Annotated in this window: 17 protein-coding genes, 1 tRNA gene and 1 CRISPR repeat array; of the genes, 12 read left to right on the top strand and 6 right to left on the bottom strand. The window is 53.7% G+C overall.

Features of this window, described 5'->3' with window-relative positions; all coding sequences use genetic code 11:
* Positions 1–57: 57 nt before the first annotated feature.
* The 5 genes from MVC73_RS10775 to MVC73_RS10755 all read left to right on the top strand — a co-directional run bounded on the left by MVC73_RS10775 (position 58) and on the right by MVC73_RS10755 (position 4,304).
* Complete coding sequence (locus MVC73_RS10775; RefSeq protein WP_297510925.1) at positions 58–366, top strand: hypothetical protein; 309 nt, start codon at positions 58–60, stop codon at positions 364–366.
* 23 nt (positions 367–389) lie between these two features.
* Complete coding sequence (locus MVC73_RS10770) at positions 390–1,445, top strand: glycosyltransferase family 2 protein (RefSeq protein WP_297510922.1); 1,056 nt, start codon at positions 390–392, stop codon at positions 1,443–1,445.
* 49 nt (positions 1,446–1,494) lie between these two features.
* Positions 1,495–2,418 (top strand): inorganic phosphate transporter, encoded by a 924-nt coding sequence (locus MVC73_RS10765; protein ID WP_297510920.1) that lies wholly within the window; start codon positions 1,495–1,497, stop codon positions 2,416–2,418.
* A 31-nt stretch (positions 2,419–2,449) separates the two neighbouring features.
* Complete coding sequence (gene tgtA, locus MVC73_RS10760) at positions 2,450–4,189, top strand: tRNA guanosine(15) transglycosylase TgtA (RefSeq protein ID WP_297510960.1); 1,740 nt, start codon at positions 2,450–2,452, stop codon at positions 4,187–4,189.
* A gap of 38 nt (positions 4,190–4,227) precedes the next feature.
* Positions 4,228–4,304, top strand: a tRNA-Val gene (locus MVC73_RS10755).
* A gap of 146 nt (positions 4,305–4,450) precedes the next feature.
* Positions 4,451–5,889: direct repeats of the CRISPR family, unit length 30 nt; unit sequence GTTTCAATTCTCCTAAAGTCTTATTGCAAC.
* Between the two features lie 458 nt (positions 5,890–6,347).
* Here the strand turns inward: MVC73_RS10755 and MVC73_RS10750 are convergent.
* The 4 genes from MVC73_RS10750 to MVC73_RS10735 all read right to left on the bottom strand — a co-directional run bounded on the left by MVC73_RS10750 (position 6,348) and on the right by MVC73_RS10735 (position 9,460).
* Positions 6,348–6,908 (bottom strand): Maf-like protein, encoded by a 561-nt coding sequence (locus MVC73_RS10750; protein ID WP_297510917.1) that lies wholly within the window; start codon positions 6,906–6,908, stop codon positions 6,348–6,350.
* 102 nt (positions 6,909–7,010) lie between these two features.
* On the bottom strand, positions 7,011–7,382 hold the full coding sequence (locus MVC73_RS10745; RefSeq protein ID WP_297510915.1) for a hypothetical protein: 372 nt from the start codon (positions 7,380–7,382) through the stop codon (positions 7,011–7,013).
* Positions 7,383–7,428: 46 nt separating this feature from the next.
* Positions 7,429–7,602, bottom strand: coding sequence for a hypothetical protein (locus tag MVC73_RS10740; protein ID WP_297510913.1), 174 nt, complete (start codon positions 7,600–7,602; stop codon positions 7,429–7,431).
* Between the two features lie 49 nt (positions 7,603–7,651).
* Entirely contained in the window at positions 7,652–9,460 is a 1,809-nt protein-coding gene (locus MVC73_RS10735) for a PINc/VapC family ATPase (protein ID WP_297510957.1), read from the bottom strand.
* Between the two features lie 69 nt (positions 9,461–9,529).
* Between MVC73_RS10735 and minD the strand changes: the two genes are divergently transcribed.
* The 6 genes from minD to MVC73_RS10705 all read left to right on the top strand — a co-directional run bounded on the left by minD (position 9,530) and on the right by MVC73_RS10705 (position 15,892).
* Positions 9,530–10,267 (top strand): cell division ATPase MinD, encoded by a 738-nt coding sequence (gene minD / locus MVC73_RS10730; protein ID WP_297510911.1) that lies wholly within the window; start codon positions 9,530–9,532, stop codon positions 10,265–10,267.
* Complete coding sequence (locus MVC73_RS10725) at positions 10,264–11,007, top strand: ATP/GTP-binding protein (protein WP_297510909.1); 744 nt, start codon at positions 10,264–10,266, stop codon at positions 11,005–11,007. Before minD ends, MVC73_RS10725 begins: the two co-directional genes overlap by 4 nt.
* Before the next feature lie 97 nt (positions 11,008–11,104).
* Positions 11,105–12,661, top strand: a complete 1,557-nt coding sequence (gene asnB / locus MVC73_RS10720) for an asparagine synthase (glutamine-hydrolyzing) (protein WP_297510906.1) — start codon at positions 11,105–11,107, stop codon at positions 12,659–12,661.
* Positions 12,567–13,592 carry a glycosyltransferase family 4 protein gene (locus tag MVC73_RS10715; RefSeq protein WP_297510903.1) on the top strand — a complete coding sequence of 342 codons (1,026 nt, stop codon included), beginning with the start codon at positions 12,567–12,569 and terminating at the stop codon, positions 13,590–13,592. The genes asnB and MVC73_RS10715 overlap by 95 nt, the downstream gene beginning before the upstream one ends.
* Before the next feature lie 38 nt (positions 13,593–13,630).
* A complete protein-coding gene (locus MVC73_RS10710; protein WP_297510900.1) occupies positions 13,631–14,650 on the top strand; it encodes an L-threonylcarbamoyladenylate synthase in 1,020 nt (339 codons plus the stop codon).
* Positions 14,651–14,716: 66 nt separating this feature from the next.
* A complete protein-coding gene (locus MVC73_RS10705; RefSeq protein WP_297510897.1) occupies positions 14,717–15,892 on the top strand; it encodes a hypothetical protein in 1,176 nt (391 codons plus the stop codon).
* Here MVC73_RS10705 and MVC73_RS10700 read toward each other — a convergent pair.
* Complete coding sequence (locus MVC73_RS10700; RefSeq protein ID WP_297510955.1) at positions 15,886–16,308, bottom strand: hypothetical protein; 423 nt, start codon at positions 16,306–16,308, stop codon at positions 15,886–15,888. The genes MVC73_RS10705 and MVC73_RS10700 overlap by 7 nt on opposite strands.
* 80 nt (positions 16,309–16,388) lie before the next feature.
* Between MVC73_RS10700 and MVC73_RS10695 the strand changes: the two genes are divergently transcribed.
* Positions 16,389–17,093 (top strand): nucleotidyltransferase domain-containing protein, encoded by a 705-nt coding sequence (locus MVC73_RS10695; protein ID WP_297510894.1) that lies wholly within the window; start codon positions 16,389–16,391, stop codon positions 17,091–17,093.
* Positions 17,094–17,140: 47 nt separating this feature from the next.
* Here the strand turns inward: MVC73_RS10695 and MVC73_RS10690 are convergent, their stop codons facing one another.
* Positions 17,141–18,103, bottom strand: coding sequence for a hypothetical protein (locus MVC73_RS10690; protein WP_297510891.1), 963 nt, complete (start codon positions 18,101–18,103; stop codon positions 17,141–17,143).
* Positions 18,104–18,115 lie beyond the last annotated feature (12 nt).

The following is an 18,115-nucleotide window of genomic DNA, read 5'->3' as shown; positions in this document are numbered from 1 at the left end:
TATTCGGTTTCCCTAACAAACTTTTTAAGTCGTGGATTGAACTTAGGGTGGTGCGGTATGGGGGAGAGAGAAAAGATTGAGAGGGTTCTGGCCGAGTTCAACAGGCTTCACGGTAGTGAAGCCAACGCGAGAATAGTTGAGATGAGAGGGGACGAGGTAATTATCGAATTCGAGGGGTCTTTCTGCGCCACCTGCGGGCTCTACGACTACTTTGACGACATCAAGTGGGAGGCGATGGAGTTAGGCCTTGAGCTTGAGCCCGTGGAGGTCATCGAGGCAGAGGAGGACGACTTCGAGCACGGGCGCTACGTGGTGAGATACAAGCTCGGGAGAAAGCCGACTTTAAGGGTGGGCGTTAAGGATTAAAAGGCCCGCGAAGATTTTCCCTCATGAACCTCCTTCATCTCGGGCTCGCTCTCATCCTCCTCTGGGATGGCTACTTTTTCTTCAATTACATAATTAGCCTTTTCCGGAATTATCAAACTAAGGAATGGACTCCCAAAGTTTCCGTGCTGATCCCCGCGTACAACGAGGAAAAGAACATCCTGAAGGCGATAGAATCGGCCTTATCACAGGACTACCCTGACTTTGAAGTGCTCCTAATCGACGATGGGAGTGAAGACAATACCTTCAGGGTTGCGAACTCGATAAAAGATCCAAGACTGAGAGTTTATAGGGTAAAGCACAAAGGAAAGGCTAAAGCCCTCAACTTCGGTCTCTCAAAGGCGAGGGGCGAGGTAATAGTCACCACCGACGCTGACAGCGTCCTTGAAAAAAACGCCGTTAGAGAACTCGTGAGGCGCTTCTACTCCGGCGAAGTCGTCGCCGTCGGCGGTCAGGTTCGCGTTTTGGGGGGTTCCTTCCTCGAAAGGGCCCAGGACGTTGAGCACCTCAGGATAGCTATGTTCAGAAGAGCTAAAGAGCTGGACGACCTGAGCGTTGCCCCCGGGCCGGTTTCGGCCTTTAGGAAGGAGGGACTTGAGGGAAGTGGGGGTTTTGTCGATGATGTTGTCGAGGACTACGCGACCACAAAAGCCCTGAAGGGGCTTGGAAAGGTCGTCTATGCTCCGAGAGCTAGGGCGTGGACTTCCATGCCCCGAAAGCTCTCATCCCTATGGAGGCAGAGAAGGCGCTGGTTTCTCGGCGACCTGAGGAACCTCGGCGGTGGCTTTACAAAGGAATGGGCCTTTCTTATACTCGGCGATCTGGTGGCTCTCCTAGATGTTATCGTTCCGCCATTGTTGGCCATTTCAGGTCTCTGGGAGCTTTTCCTCCTCTGGTGGGGCGTTGAAGTTGTGACGATGCTTCTCCCGACGGCCATCGAGGGCGGAAAGATCTCCGATGCCCTTCTTTTTCCGCTTTACCTCTGGTTCTGGGCCCTCTTTTACTTATCACTTCACCTCTATGGCTACGCGGCTCTACTCGGGGAAAAGGTTTTTAAATAAATGCACAGCTTTGGGCCACATAGACTATATAGACTATAGAGGTGAGTGGATGCTGGGGCTCGTGGCAGCGGCTTTCTTCATGGCATGGGCGATAGGGGCCAATGACAGCGCCAAGGCCGTTGGGACGGCGGTAGGCTCGGGTATAATCGGTTTCAGGAGGGCCGTATTAGTCATAGCCGTCTTCACAACTCTGGGGACCCTTTTGGGGCATTCGGCCGTCTCCTCAACCGTCGCAATGCTGGCCCGGGGTATGTCCGCGGGGAACGTCGTTCTCGTTCTCTTCAGCGCTGGATTAGCCGTTACGCTGGCGAGCCTACTCGGAATGCCCATCTCAACCACCCAGTCCATAATAGGGGCCCTAGTCGGGGCCTCCCTTGCCCTCGGCCTCCCCGTTGACTGGGCGACGGTTATCAAGATAGTCTCAGCTTGGATTCTCTCGCCTCTCGTGGCAGGGCTCTTCGCGATAGCCGTTTACCGCCTCTACCGGCCCGTTCTCAGGAGGATAAAGTGCCTCAAGAACCTCGAACTCACCCAGAAGTGGCTCGTCTTTCTGGCCTCTGCCTACTCGGCATTCAACCTCGGGACGAACGAGCTGGCCAACGTAATGGGGCTTTCAGGCGGTCTTCCCTTTGCAAACCTCTTCCTCTCCACGGCACTGACGATAGGGGCTCTAACCTTCAGCTACGAGGTGATGATGACGGTGGGGAGGGACATCTCTCCCCTCGGGCCGACCTCGGCCTTCGCCAGTCAGTTCGGGGCGTCCCTGGCTGTTACCGTCGCAAACCTCTTCGGTCTTCCTGTTAGTTCAGGTCAGGCAATAGTTGGGGCGATAAGCGGGCTGGGCCTCTACAAGGGCGAGCACGTCAACAGAAAGCTGCTCCTAGACATAGCGAGGAGCTGGATTAGGGCCCCGGTCATAGCGGGTCTCTTGGCCTTTGCTTTCATAAAGCTCTTCTCCGGCTTAGGCTTTTAAACAACCCCCCTCACTTTTCATGGGTGGGAACATGGATTTCAGGTTCGAGGTTAAGGCGAGGGACGCCTCCGGAAGGATTGGGAAGCTGACCGTGAACGGAAAAACGATAGAGACGCCTGCCATAATGCCCGTTGTCAACCCAAAACAGCTCATTGTAACGCCAAGGGAGCTCAAGGAGATGGGCTTCGGCATTATCATCACCAACTCATACATCATCTACAAGACGCCCGAGCTGAGGGAGAGAGCCCTTGAGGTGGGAATTCATAAGCTACTCGACTACGATGGGATAATTGAAGTTGATTCCGGCTCTTTTCAGCTCATGCGCTACGGTGGCGTTGAGGTCAACAACCGAGAAATAATCGAATTTCAGCAGAGAATAGGCGTTGACATAGGCACTTTCCTCGACATACCAACTCCGCCAGACGCTCCGCGGGAGAAGGCGGAGGAAGACCTCAGGATAACGCTGGAGAGGGCGAGAGAGGCAGAGGAGATGAAGGAGATAGCGATGAACGCGGCAGTGCAGGGCTCCACTTACCCCGACCTTAGAACTCACGCAGCTAAAAAACTCAGCGAGATGAACTTTGAAATCCACCCAATAGGTGCCGTCGTCCCGCTGATGGAGAGCTACCGCTACAAAGACCTCGTCGATGTTGTCATCGCCTCTAAGCTTGGCCTTAGGCCTGACAGGCCGGTTCACCTCTTCGGTGCCGGTCATCCAATGATTTTTGCCTTGGCTGTCGCCATGGGAATAGACCTCTTTGATTCTGCTAGCTACGCCCTCTACGCAAAGGACGACCGCTACATGACGCCCGAAGGCACGAAGAGGCTTGAGGAGCTAGAGTATTTCCCCTGCTCCTGCCCGGTCTGTTTCCGCTATACACCTCAAGAGCTCAGGGAGATGCCCAAGGAGGAGCGGACTAGGCTTTTGGCAATCCACAACCTCTGGGTTATTAGGGAGGAGCTCAACAGGGTAAAGCAGGCGATAAAGGAGGGAACCCTCTGGGAGCTGGTGGATGAAAGGGCGAGAAGCCATCCGAAGCTCTTCGCTGCCTACAAGCGCTTGCTTGAATACAGGGATTACCTTGAGAAGAACGAGCCGGTAACGAAGGCTTCCGCTTTCTTCAAGGTGAGCGAGGAATCCCTGAGGTGGCCGACGGCGGTGAGAGCCAGGGAGAGGGCCGAGCGGGTCAAAGGAAAATTCCCGGAGACTATAAACCACCCGATATTCGGTGAGATTCCAAAATACCTGAGCCTGAGCTACCCCTTCGCCCAGAGCGAGGGTGAAGTGGACTTCAAGATAGAGAAGCCCACGAAGGATGAGGCAAGGAATTACATCATGGCCGTTGCGGAATACCAGTTCGGTGAAGGAGCAGGCGAAGCCTTCAAAGATGCCTTCGTCGAGCTGTCGAGGAAGACGGGCATGCCGAGGCAGATTAAGGCGAAGGGGAAGCACCTCGCTACCTTTAGGGCGGAGGACGGCCTCTTAACGCTTGGGATTGAGGGGGCGAGGAGGCTCCATGAAGTTCTCCCCTTCCCGAGAATGCGCGTTGTGGTCAATGGCGACGCTGAACCCTTCGCGAGGAAGGGAAAGAACGTCTTCGCGAAGTTCGTGGTGGATGCCGACCCCGGGATAAGGCCCTACGACGAGGTTCTGGTAGTAAACGAGAAGGACGAGCTTCTCGCGACGGGCCAGACGCTCCTTAACGGCGAAGAACTTAAGGTTTTTCAGAGCGGACTGGCCGTTAAGGTGAGGAGGGGAGTGGAGAAGTAGAAAATTTTATAACCCACCTCCCTTTCCTTATTCCGGGCGGGCCCGTGGTCTAGATGGTCATGACGCCACCCTTACAAGGTGGAGGTCCGGGGTTCGAATCCCCGCGGGCCCACCAGCACGAACCACGAATAGAAGATTAAACACCGCTTCTAAGCGTTCAAACTCAATCGAAGTTTACCACACCCCTTTGAACAGTACGCATCTAACCTTCGCAAGAGGAATATCCCTAATCTGCTTTTTGCCAGATCTCCCTAACCCAGTATTTCAATTCTCCTAAAGTCTTATTGCAACTTAAGTCCTTCAACTGACTCCATATTGATCACCTCTGGTTTCAATTCTCCTAAAGTCTTATTGCAACGAAGCTGTTGATCTGTCTGAAGTCGTCGAGCTTTGCGTTTCAATTCTCCTAAAGTCTTATTGCAACAGGAGTGAGCGATCAACGAAGACCAGCTGATCCTCAAGTTTCAATTCTCCTAAAGTCTTATTGCAACCTATCTCATCCCAACCGACGTTGATGTGAGCATAGGTTTCAATTCTCCTAAAGTCTTATTGCAACGATTTCCTCAACGTAGATCCCACGACTGCCTTTGCGTGTTTCAATTCTCCTAAAGTCTTATTGCAACCTCGAAGAGAGCGAGAAGAAAGTCACGATTTCCCAAACGTTTCAATTCTCCTAAAGTCTTATTGCAACCTCGTAGTTCGTTCTGAGCTTTGAGCGATTGACATCGTTTCAATTCTCCTAAAGTCTTATTGCAACTTTAAACTGGACTGTCGCGAGAAAACTCGCGGAGAACTGTTTCAATTCTCCTAAAGTCTTATTGCAACTTGAGAACTCTCTCGCACGCGAGGTGGGATAAGAAAGCTGTTTCAATTCTCCTAAAGTCTTATTGCAACTATGTTTCAGACGTTGATTCTCTGATGATGCAGTACTGTTTCAATTCTCCTAAAGTCTTATTGCAACAATACGCTCGCTCATGAAGAAGATTCTGAGCATGTTGTTTCAATTCTCCTAAAGTCTTATTGCAACAGTGCACCGGTACGTTTACGCTGTGAAGCGCGCTTCTGTTTCAATTCTCCTAAAGTCTTATTGCAACTTAGGAAGATAAAGGCCTTCGCCGACGAGCACATCAGTTTCAATTCTCCTAAAGTCTTATTGCAACGCAGCAGAGGAGGTTTTCACGGCTGCCATCAAGTCGGTTTCAATTCTCCTAAAGTCTTATTGCAACGGCTGAACCGCGCGCCCATCTTCCCGACGATTCCATGTTTCAATTCTCCTAAAGTCTTATTGCAACATGTACAGGATTCGCCGTTCGCTTCGTCCCGACAACCGTTTCAATTCTCCTAAAGTCTTATTGCAACGAGATGGAGAGATTTATATTCTTGGGGTGGGACAAAGAGTTTCAATTCTCCTAAAGTCTTATTGCAACAAAGTGACAATCAACGACGTGTATGCATATACCTCAGAGTTTCAATTCTCCTAAAGTCTTATTGCAACTTTTCCAGAACCTTTCCCGTGTGACCAACCCCAAACACGTTTCAATTCTCCTAAAGTCTTATTGCAACTTTGATGATACTTTTAGGCCCGTCGCAGTGAATAACTGGTTTCAATTCTCCTAAAGTCTTATTGCAACGCAGGCACTACAAGTAGCACACCTTCTTCTACTCGCGCCGTTTCAATTCTCCTAAAGTCTTATTGCAACAGGGCGACTTTTTCCTCCGTTCGCCCAATAAAAGAATAAGAACACCCGGATTTTATAAGCTTTTCTACAAAGGGGACTTGAAAAAACCTCGAAAAGCCTGCGTTATCGTCCGTTAGAGGCTGGGAACTTGGCAGCAGGGGGTGTTTTCCAGCGTATTTTTCCGAATGAACATCTCTATTCACAAGACTTCCGGGACACTTGGAGGGGCTAAAAATGAATAAAACCCGTTTTAAACCCTTAAATTCAAAAACGAGTGGATTTCCATGAGGAGAATCTGTGCTTCCGCCTCTCTCCAGCCCCCATTTAAAACTTCGAAAAAATTTCGTTACAATTCTTCGGACAAACGTTACAACTTGTTTGATAATAACTTCTGGTTACTAAAGACTTCCAGAGCGTGCTAAACCGACTAAACCGTTAAAAACCTAAAACATACCCCTTAAATTCCAGAAGGAAAGCGCTCATCGTGATATAACCTCAAAGCCCAGCTCCCTGAGCTTCCAGATTATCTCCATTGGAAAGCCGACGACGTTGTAGTAGTCTCCCCTTATCCACTCGATGAAGAGGCCCCCAAGCCCCTGTATTCCATATGCACCCGCCTTGTCCATCGGCTCACCCGTTCTTATGTATTCCCTTATCAGCTCGTCGTCGAGCTCTCTGAACTTGACCTCCGTAACGACCTTCCCGCAGTGTTCCCCGCTGGAGTGGATTATACAGTAACCTGTTGTAACCCTGTGAACCCTTCCGCTGAGGGTTTTCAGCATCCTGTACGCCTCTTCCTCGTTCCCCGGCTTCCCGAGGATTCTCCCGTCTATGCTCACGACGGTGTCGGCTCCAATAACAGTTCCGCCAACTCTGGAATAGACCTCCCTCGCCTTCCTCCTGGCCAGTTCGAGCGCAACCTCCGTCGGGTCGGTGAGGGAGCACTTCTCGTCGGCGTTACTCGGTATCACCGCGAAGTCCCTTATGAACCTCGCCAGTATCTCCCTCCTCCTCGGTGATGCGGATGCAAGCACAAGCATGACCCAACCTCCGAAAATGCATTAAAGGGGAAGACAAAAGGTAGGGGGGCGATGACGAGAATTTCGCTAGCTGAGGAGTGATGACTACCCTCGCAGCCGAGCCTAAGCCAGGCACTCCTCGACTCCCTTCATCATGCACTCGATGTCCCTCTCGAACTCCAGAACGGAACAGCGGTTTCCGTCTATCGGCGGGCAGTCCTCGCCAATCCTCCTGAGCTTAACGTGGACGATGCCCTTCTTCCCTTCCTTCTCGACGGTGTATTTTCTGTAGAGGACATCACACTCCTCCCCCTCAGGCTCTTCGTAGGACTCGACGTTAAAGCTCGCCCTCAGGGCCCTGTCGATGCCGTTGATTATCTCCATCGCTATGTCGTAGCTCCTGTCGCCGACTATGAGCGGGACGCAGACGTGCTCAAGCTCGTGCTTGCCAAAGGGGTGGAAGCTCTCCGGAATGACAACGACGTCGTACCTCATGGAACCACCAGGGTAAGAAGGGTGGGAACGTTAAAAAGTTGATTGTTCAGCCGGCGAGCCTTACAAGGAAGGCGTAGAGGGGGTAGAGGAAGGCCGAGGCCATTATGACTCCCCCGAGGAGTATCCAGAGGAGATTTGCCTTCAGAAGCCCCGCAACGCTGAGTAAGAAACCGAGGAGAAAGGCCAGACGGACAACGTTCCTATCGTTCGGGGTTTTCATGAAACCACCGTGTTAAGTTTGAAAAAGAGGTAAAAAGGGTTTCGCCCCCTCATGTGCTGGCCCATATCGGTATCCCGGCCTCGATGAGCCTCTTCAGTTCTTTCCCTATCGGCGTGCTCTTGCTGACCTTGACGAGGCCCTTCTTGCTCGGCGTTGCCGTGAAGACGTACTGCTCCCCACCGTAGAACTTAAGCGGTTTTTTCGCATAGTCAGGCGAGACTCTGAGGACGATCGTTTTCTTCTTCTCCTCGACTTCAACCGGTATCTTCTCCTTCGGCTTCTCAGCCTCGCGCTCGGCGAAGCTCTTGACGTCTATGCTTATCCCTATTTTCTTCTCAAGCTCGGTGATGCGCTTGCCCTTCTTGCCGATTATCGCCGGGATGTCGAACTCATCGGCATATATCACAGCTTTGTGCGGGCTCACTATCTCGACCTCGGCATAGACATCAGGCAGGAACTTCTTTATCTCCTGCTTGAGCCTCTTCTCGGCGAGCTTCAAAGCGGGAGCCTTCTCCTCCTTCTTCACAGGGACTACACTTACCTCCTCGCCGTAGGTGTATATCTCGTACTCCAGTTCGCCGGTCTCGAAGTCCCTGACCTCTATTACAGGCCTCGCTAGGTCTTCCTCCTTCATACCGCTCGGGACTTTGACGAGGTACTCCAGCGTCAGAACCTTCGCAACCCTACCGGCCTTGATGAAGATGACCGTATCGACTATCTGAGGTATCATTCCCAGCTCGACCCTGCCGATGAAGCGCTGGACGGCATCTATGGGCTTGGTCGCGTGAACCACTCCCACCATTCCGACTCCGGCCAGCCTTAGGTCGGAGTAAATCTTGAAGTCGCTCGTCTTCCTCATCTCGTCGAATATCGTGTAGTCGGGCCTAACCAGTAGGAGTATATCCCCCGTCAGCTCCATCCTCCCGCTCAAGGCTGTGTACTGTGTTATCTCCTCGCTAACCTGTAAATCCCTCGGCTTTTCCATGGTCTTGACGATCTTGCCCATACTCGCGTACCACTCCGCTAAGGCCTGAGCGAATGTCGTCTTGCCCTCGCCCGGAGCGCCCGCTATAAGAATGCCCTGGGCCTTGTCCTTGAGCCTCTCCAAGAGCCTCTCGCTCAGCTCGTAGTCCTCTATGCTGAGTTTCGTTACAGGCCTAACGGCGGTTATCTCAATCCTGTCCGCGAAGGGTGGCTTGGCTATAACGATGCGGTAGTTCCTCAGCTGAACGACGGTAGCTCCGGGTTCGTCTATCTCTATAAAGCTCTCCGGGTCGCGCCTGGCGCGCTCGACGATGTCATCGGCTATCTCTTCAAGCTCCTCATCCGTTAGAGGCTCATCCCTGACGGGAACGAGCTTCCACTCGCCGGGTTTTCCCTTCTTGGCGAGCGGTCTTATGCCGGCCTTCAGGTGGACGCTCATGGTTGTTTCATCAAAGAAGTCCTCAAGGCGGTGCCTCACCTCTTTTCTGGCCGTGAGGTAGATTACGTCTATGCCCTTGGCTATCGCGACGTCCCGCTGAACCTGATCGCCCGTCACCAGGGTGGCACTCAGCGTCCTAGCGGTCTCGCGCACCATATGGTCTATTTCGCCAGCTTTAGCTCTTCTAATCTGCCAGAGCTCGGGTCTCTCGCCGTAGAATTCAAGGAGTATCTCGCCCCTGTCCGCCATGTCGCGGAGTTTTTTGAGCTCCTCAAGGCCGACGTGGCCTATGGCCTTCCCCTCGTTGGCCTGGTGCTCTATCTCAGCTATAACTGCCTCGGGAACTACCACTTTCACTTTCTCACCCAAAGTTGAGAGGAACTGGGTCAGCCTTCCGTCAACTATCACGCTCGTGTCCGGCACGAATACCCTCATTTCTCTCACCAAGTTGAGCCTCGGCTAAAGGTTCATAAAGGTTTAGGAGAAAAGTGAGCGGGTGGGAACATGGGCCGTTTAATCTCGATAGCCTCCGGCAAGGGGGGAACCGGGAAAACCACAACTACCGCTAACCTCTCGATAGCCCTCGGGAAGATGGGTTATAAGGTTCTCGCAATTGACGCAGACCTGACGATGGCGAACCTCAGCCTGGTGATGGGTATAGACGACGCCGAGACGACAGTACACGACGTTCTGGCCGGAAGCGCCGACATTACCAAGGCTGTTTACCAGACGAGCTATGAGAACGTCTACCTCGTGCCGGCAGCGGTTGACTGGGAGCACGTCCTCAGGGCCGACCCCCGAAGACTTCCGGGGACGATAAAGCCCCTCAAGCCACACTTCGACTTCATTCTCATCGACTGCCCCGCTGGCCTCCAGATGGACGCTATGAACGCCATGATGAGCGGCGAGGAGGTAATCCTCGTCACAAACCCCGAAATCTCGTGCATCACAGACACGATGAAGGTGGGAATAGTTCTCAAGAAGGCCGGCCTAGCAGTCCTCGGCTTCGTCCTCAACCGCTACGGCAGGAGCGAGAACGACATACCCCCCGATGTCGCGGAAGAGGTAATGGAGGTTCCCCTCCTCGTCGTCGTCCCGGAGGACCCGAAGGTCAGGGAGGCAACGCTTGAGGGGGTTCCGGTCGTTGAATATGCACCTGACTCGGATGGTGCCAAGGCCTTCTTCGAGCTGGCCGAGAAGGTCACCAAGATAGCCGGCTTCAAGGCAAGGGTGATGGGATGATAGTTGCTTTCGTCGGAACGGCCGGCAGCGGAAAGACAACGCTGACGGCGGAGTTCGGCAGATACCTTGAGGAGAACGGCTATACTGTGGAGTACGTCAACCTCGACACGGGCGTTAAAAAGCTCCCGTACAGGCCGAGCGTTGACGTCAGGGAGGACGTAACTGCCTGGGAACTCATGGAGGAGGGATTGGGTCCGAATGGGGCGATAGTGAAGAGCTACGACCTTCTGGTTCCAAAGGTAAGTGACTACTCGCGCAGGATGAGGGGGCTGGCAGAGGGAAGCGACTATCTGCTCATAGACACGCCCGGCCAGATGGAGACCTTCCTCTTCCACGAGTTCGGGGTCAGTCTCATGGAGGACTTCCCGGATGCCCTAAGCGTTTACCTCTTCTCCCCCGAGATACTGAGGAAGCCGGCCGATTTCTGCTTTGCCCTCTTCTTCGGCCTTATGATAGACCTCCGCCTGGGCACCACCACCGTGCCGGCGCTCAGCAAGGTTGACACCGTCGATGACCTTGACGAGATTAGGAAGTACCTCGACGACGTTGGGTACCTCACCGCGAGGCTGAAGTTCGAGTCCTCAACCCAGGGGCTTCTGGCTTACAGGCTCTGCTCCAGTTTGCCCGAGATAGCCCCGCCTACGAGGGTTCTATACCTCTCGGCGAAGACGAGGGAGGGCTTTGAAGACCTCGATACCGTAGCCTACGAGCACTACTGCACCTGCGGTGACCTGACCTGAACGGGCGTTCAGAAAGTCTGGTAAAATTGGAAAACTATTCCAGATGGGAATGGACAAGGCTTTTTCAGTGACCAATTAACGGCAGAGGGGATGCGAGATGTGCCTCATAGCCGGAGGGATTGGCGAGAACCTCAGGGAAAAGTTCATCGGGATGATAGAGGCAGGAAAGCACCGCGGACCGGACGGCTTTGGCGTGTGGACGGACTCAGGCGTGCTAAAATCCAGCGACTTCTCCCGGATTGAAGAAGTTCCCGAGGGGAAGATAGGCATTCTCCAGTGCCGGCTCGCAATGACCGGCTCCAAGTCCTTCATTCAGCCCTTCGTTAACGAGCTGGCCCTTGTTCACAACGGCGAGGTCTACAATCACCGCGCCATTAGGGAATACCTTGAGGGTAAGGGCGTGTCCTTCGAGAGCGACGTTGACAGCGAGGTAATCCTCCGCCTCCTTGAGTTCCTCTCCCGGGAGGCCAGCTTTCCGAGGGCTGTGAGGGAGCTGATGTCATGGCTTGAGGGTGACTACGCCGTGGCCTTCTCGGATGGAGGGAGGCTCTACCTCTTCCGCGACCCAATCGGCGTAAGGCCCCTCTACTTCTCACCGAGGGGCTTCTTCGCGAGCGAGAAGAAGGTTCTGTGGGCGATTGGGGAGAGGGCAGTTCCCGTTGAGCCCGGGGAGATAGTAGCCCTCGACGGGCACTCTGTGAGGAGGGCGAGGCTCTTCTCGCCCGAGAGGCTCAAGGGTAGGGGGCTTTCGGAGGGGAGTGTCCTCAGAGGGCTGGAAAAGCTCCTCGACTACTCGGTAAGGGTTAGAACAACCAGAAAAACTGGAGTCCTTTTCTCCGGTGGACTGGACAGCACGATAGTGGCTTTTCTTGCCTCAAGGCACTCAGATGTCGTCCTCTATACGGCCGGTACCGAGGGAAGCCATGACGTTGAATGGGCGGGTAGGGTTGCCGACCACCTCGGACTGCCTTTGAGGGTGGAGACCTTTGACCTCGAACTTCTCAGGGAGGAGCTTCCGAGGATTGCATTCGCTATAGAGGAGCCGAACCCGATGAACCTCGCGATAGCAGTTCCCCTCTATTTCGCCACGAGGCTCGCAGGCAACGACGGCGTGAAGGTCATCCTCACCGGCCAGGGGGCAGACGAGCTGTTCGGTGGCTACGCAAAGTACCTTGAGAGGCCTTGGCTCATGTGGGAGGATTTGCTCACCCTTGCCGAGAGGAATCTGGCGAGGGACGACAAGGTGGCGATGCTCAACGGGGTTGAGGGAAGGTATCCGTTCCTCTCCCTGCCCGTTGTCAGGCTCGCCCTGAACGTCCCCCCAGAGCTCAAGTTGAGTAATGGGAGAAAGCTCATCCTGAGAAAGCTCGCCAGGAAGCTCGGACTGCCAGAGTGGATAGCGGAGAGGCCGAAAAAAGCTGCCCAGTACGGTAGCGGAGCCCAGAAGTTGCTGGAAAAGCTTGCCAAAGAGAAAAAGCTCCGCCTCAGGGAATTCGCCCGGGAGCTTTTTGAGGGGGCTCTTTCCAAACGCTTTTTAATCCCTTCTCCAACTCCTCCCCATGAGAATCCTGATGGTGGGCCACTACCCCCCGCACGGGGGAGGCGTCGCGAGGCACGTGGACAACCTCGTCAGGCACCTGAGGAAGAGGCATGAGGTTCACGTCTTGACCTACGGCCCCGTTAAGCCGAGGGACTTTGAGAGAGACCTCGTGCATCAAGTTAGAGTTCTACCCGTTTACGGCCTCAGGGGAACGGGTTTTGCCTTTCTCGGCTCTAAGCTCATAGCGGAGCTCCATAGGGAGGTTGGCTTCGATATAATCCACGCCCACTTCGTCGGGACGACGAGCTTTGCGGGAGTCCTTGCAAAGGAAAAGACGGGCCTTCCCCTCGTGGTTACCGCTCACGGGAGCGACCTAGTCCATACAGCCAGACTGGCCCTCGGGAGGTTCTACGTAGAGAGAACGCTGAGGGAAGCGGACGCGGTGATAGCGGTCAGCCACTTCCTCGCGAGGCGTGCCATCGAGCTTGGGGCCGGAGAAGTGAGGGTCATACCCAACGGCATCGAGATTGAGGGCTTCCCCGGGAGGAGAAAGTACGTGACCTTCATCGGTGCCCTGAGGGACTACAAAGCCCCCGAGGTCTTCCTTGAGCTTGCAGAGCACTTTCCCGGGAGGGAGTTTCTGGTCGTTGGCGAAGGCCCCCTCAGGGGAAAGCTCGAAAGGGAAGCTCCCCCCAACGTCCGATTTTTAGGTTATAGGAAAGACGTCGGGAGGGTTCTCTCGGAGAGCGCCCTCCTTGTTCTGCCTTCAAAGCGGGAAGGTTTCGGACTCGTCATCCTTGAGGCCAATTCCCTCGGCGTTCCGGCCGTGGGGAGGAGAACCGGCGGAATCCCCGAACTCATACGGGAGGGCAAGAATGGCCTGACGTTCGAAGACTTCGGAGAGCTCGTGGAGGCTGTAAAGACCCTCCTTGAGCCGAAAACAAACAGGAAAAGCGGTGCAATCGGGAAGAGGGTTGCGGAGCTCTACTCCTGGGAGAGGGTCGCGAGGGACGTTGAGGCCCTCTACCGCTCCGTTTTGAGATAGTTTTTTAACCGCCTTTCAGAGCCATCTCCGGTGAGAACATGACGGTTGTAATCAACATGCGAGACGGGGTCGATGAGAGGAAGATAAAGGTGGCCGCGAGGTTCATACTTGAGGGCAAGCTGGTGGCCTTCCCGACCGAGACCGTTTACGGCCTCGGCGCTGACGCCCTCAATGCTTCGGCCGTGAGAAGGATATTCGAGGCCAAGGGGAGACCGGCCGATAACCCCCTGATAGTCCACATAGCGGAGTTCAGCGACCTTGAGAGGCTCGCACGCGAAATCCCTAGGGAGGCAAAGCTTTTGGCCAAGAGGTTCTGGCCTGGTCCTCTCACGATGGTTCTCCCAAAGGCGGAGGAAGTTCCCGACGTCACCACCGGAGGACTGGACACGGTGGCGGTGAGAATGCCGGCCCACCCGATAGCGCTCGCCCTCATAAGGGCCAGCACGCCGATAGCTGCACCCTCAGCGAACATAAGCGGAAAGCCCAGCCCCACACTGGCGGAGCACGTGGTGGACGACTTCTACGGGCGCATAGAGGCCATAATCGACGGCGGCGAGACAAAGGTTGGGGTGGAGTCAACGGTGATAGACCTCACCTCGGAGAGCCCCATCCTTCTTAGACCCGGTGGCCTGCCACTGGAGGAGATAGAGAGGGTCATCGGAGAGGTCAAGATACACCCGGCGGTAATTGGGAAGATGGTCGACGTCGCCCGGTCGCCGGGTATGAAGTACAGGCACTACTCACCGGAGGCCCAGGTCATAGTGGTCGAGGGAGAGAGGGAGAGGGTCAGGAGAAAGATAGCCCAGCTCGTTGAGGAATACCGTTCGAAAGGCTACCGCGTTGGGGTCATGGGGACGGAGGAATACGGGGCGGATGAGTTCTTCAACCTCGGGAGGAGCGAGGAAGAGGTCGCCAGAAACCTCTTCAAAGCCCTGAGGGAGCTGGACAAGAGAGGAGTTGACGTCATAATAGCCGAGGGGGTCGAGGAGAGGGGCCTCGGTCTGGCCGTGATGAACCGCCTTAGGAAGGCCTCCGGTTACCGGGTGATCAGGGTTTAGGCAACGCTTAAATATCGAGCCGGCGAAAAGAATAAACGATGCGAGTGGGTATAAGGGGTGAGGAATTTGGTTTTACCCGGCGTAGATTCACCACCCGAGGAGCTTGAAGAGCTTGGATTCAGCTATATTAAGGAGGGTAAATTGAAGGAGGGCCTCAGGCTTATTCTCCGGGCAGCCAAGGCATATGAGGATAAGGGGCGAAAGGAAGACGCCGCGAGACTCTACAGGTACTTCGGCTACGTTCTGGCCAAGAGAGCGGGTAAAGAGAAGGGCAAACCCCCCCTTTTGAAGGCATCCTACCTCTACATAGACCTCATAGAGGCTGAAATCGTTAAGCCCGAGGTTGACGTTGACGTTTTAGATGACTACTGCTCCAACGTCCTTGAGATTTTTGCGTTTCTAAACGATGGAAAACTCCTAACAAAGTATACAAGAGAGTTCGCCACGATATACGAAGACCTCGGCGCCTCCTATGAGGAAAACAACGACATAAAAATGGCTATAAGAGCCTACGAGTCGGCCTTCAGGTATTACAAGATGATGGACGACGAGGAGAACTACAAGAGGCTCGCGGAGAAGCTCATAACCCTCTACGGCCAGCTGGCGGAGGAAATGCTCTCCAAGGACCGTGTAAGCGAGGCCGCGGAAGCCTTCTACGAACTGGCGCGATACACCCGTGTTATTTTTGGCTACGACATCCACTACATAGAGATGATGGATACAGCAGCTAGAAACTTTGAAAAGGCCAGCAAACTGGCCTACTCCTTTGGGGATCTCGACGGGACGACGAGCTACCTTGTAAAATCCCAATACTCATACATGCTCGCGAGAAACTTCAACAGGATGAAGCTCATAGGCCTGAACACGGCGAGGATGCTCTATCAGGTCATAAGCGCCCACCAGGGAAGCGGGGAATACGGGATTGCGGCGCTCAAGACAATGGAGCTGGCCGAGGCCCTCCTCGGGATCGGGAAGGTGAAGGAAGGGCTTGAGGCCTACAAGAATGCCCTCGACCTCAAGGCCGACCTCAGCTTCAAGGTCAGGGTTAGGCTTGCAATCCTTAAGAACTACGCCGCTCAAAAGGCATCAAACGAGATACTTGATGAGGTTGACCTGATTGAATACCAGCTCAAAAAGAAAAAACCGGCCAAGGCCCTTGAAATAGCGAACAGGACAATGGAGAAGATAGGGGAGATAAGGGATCTCCTAAGGATTCTCACGGAGGCGGAGGGTTACTACTGACCCCTGAGTTCGGCCCTTGGAAGCGGAACGTGGTATGGAACCCTCATCTCCTTTGCTATTATCATGAGCATCGGGGACAGCTCCGTGGTAAGGAAGTTCGCGACCTCGACCATGAGGACGGGGTCTATCTTCTTCTCATCCTCCCATAGTGAGAGTATTTCATCAATCCTGTCCCTTTTGGGAGGTATGTAGAGGAGCGAGCCTTTAACCGAGGCCTTCGCAATGTCTGGCCTGTATTCGACCTCAAAATCGAAGAGAACGTCTATACCCGAGACCTTGCCGTTGGGGGTCATCATCTCTCCAAGTCTGAGGTCCTTTATGGTGGGCGAAATCTTTACCTCGATCTGCCCCGGCGGGACGGCCTTGACGTTCTTTTCAAAGCTGACGCCCTGAATGTTGTATCCGAGCACCGGCATTTTTCTCACCACACCAACTTCACGAGCCCATATAAAACGCTATCGGTAGGGATTTAAGGAGGCTCGACGAAAAGACACCGATGCCGAGGGAAAAGGTCGTCAGGATATGGGATGAGAGGGAAGTGGTCTATTCGCCGAAAAGATGGCGCTACCTCTGGGAGAAGCGCGAGAAGGCACTCCGGATTATGGAACGCCTTTCCCAGTTCGACCCACAGCTCTACGGCAGTGTAGCTAGGGGAGACGTGAGAAAAGACAGCGACATAGACATCTTCATCCCGCTAAAGGTTCCGAGCTACCTGATTGAGCTGGCCCTTGAGGGCCTCGTGAGGAGGAGAAAGATAGTGATGGCAACGCCCTGGCATCTCATCAAGGGCGTCATCGAGATAGACGAGGAAACGACCGTTACCTTCCCGCTGATCGAGCCAACAGACAGGGAGCTGGAGTTCTACCGCTGGGGAGGGACGATTGACCTGTGGGGAGTCAAAACCAGGGAGCGCGTCCCCGGGGTGAACAAAAAGCTGATCCTCATAATTCCCACGGAGAGGGGGCACGTTGAGAGGGAAGTCGTCGGTAGGGAGAGCGAGGTCTCGAAAATCCTTGGGGTGAGCGTTGACATAGTCAGGGAGCGCGTCCACGTCCTCACGAGAAGGGACAGAATCGGGAGAACGGGAATTTACCTCAACGAGGAAGTGCCCGACTGGATGAGCTTTGAAGAGGCCCTGAAAATCATCGCCGACCGCGACCCGAACGTGAGGAGGAAGGTTAGAGAAAGGGGAGGGGTTTAGAAATCGTCAAAACAGACAAGATGTAAATCAGGAACCACTTAACACCATCATCCCCTCGAGCTGAAATAACCCGCTATTGTTGAGAGACTGAACTTGAGATAATCCTCAAAACCCTTCTTGTCCAGTATTATGAATGGCGCCTTCTCAGGGTCAGTTATCAATCGGGATGTGATGCCACGTTTATTCATGTCCGCGAGTACTTCCGCGACCGCACTATCGCTCAGTTCCAGCTTTTGTAGAAGCTCCTCATAGACTTTTCTGGCTACACCAGAGTCATATATTTCGCCAACCCTGAGAATGGTGTAGAGTACACCAAACTTTTGGGCATAATACCCCAGGTTGGCCTGGTGTTTTGTCTTTGTCATGAAGTATTGAAAGACCTCTATTGGGGCTTTGAAAACATCATATATTGACTCACCACGGGAATTCCTTTCCGTGTCCTGGATCGCCAGACCATATCTTTCAAGTTCGCTGAAGAATCTGAGAGCATCATCTCTCAACGCTGTTTTCACGAGGAAGTTCGAGAACATCAAGATAGCAGGGTTCTCAGGAGGCTCTATGTATCCCACATCGAAATAGCTGTACCTACCGAGTACTCTTACATTCTTTGCCGCCTTGAGTATTGGATCTTCCTTTTTGGTATATCCACCGCCTGCTGGTGGTGTGTACCCATATTCTTTGAGAACAATCTCAAGTGAGAAGTGGTTTAGTGTATACCAAAGCGACCCGTAAAGTATTATCCATAGCTTATCGCCGTATTCTCTGGCGAGTTCCTCAAGCTCCGCCTTGTGCTCTCTGATACGTTTGAGAATAAGCTCGTGTCCAGCTTTCAGTCCCCTTTCACTTGGGCTTGCGAAAGCTTTTCTGGCGTATCCAGTTCCTTTCCTTGAGATATCAACCAAATTGAGTCGTTGGAGGATAGATAGAACCTGTGGTCTTATATTCACACTCTCATACTCATTTGGAGCCGTTGGACCGGTCATTGGATTGTAATGAACGCGGACTTCCACGGGGAGGTCCCT

It is taken from the genome of Thermococcus sp. (genome assembly GCF_027052235.1).
Taxonomy (GTDB): Archaea; Methanobacteriota_B; Thermococci; order Thermococcales; family Thermococcaceae; genus Thermococcus.
This window is presented reverse-complemented; position numbering and strand designations above follow the sequence as displayed.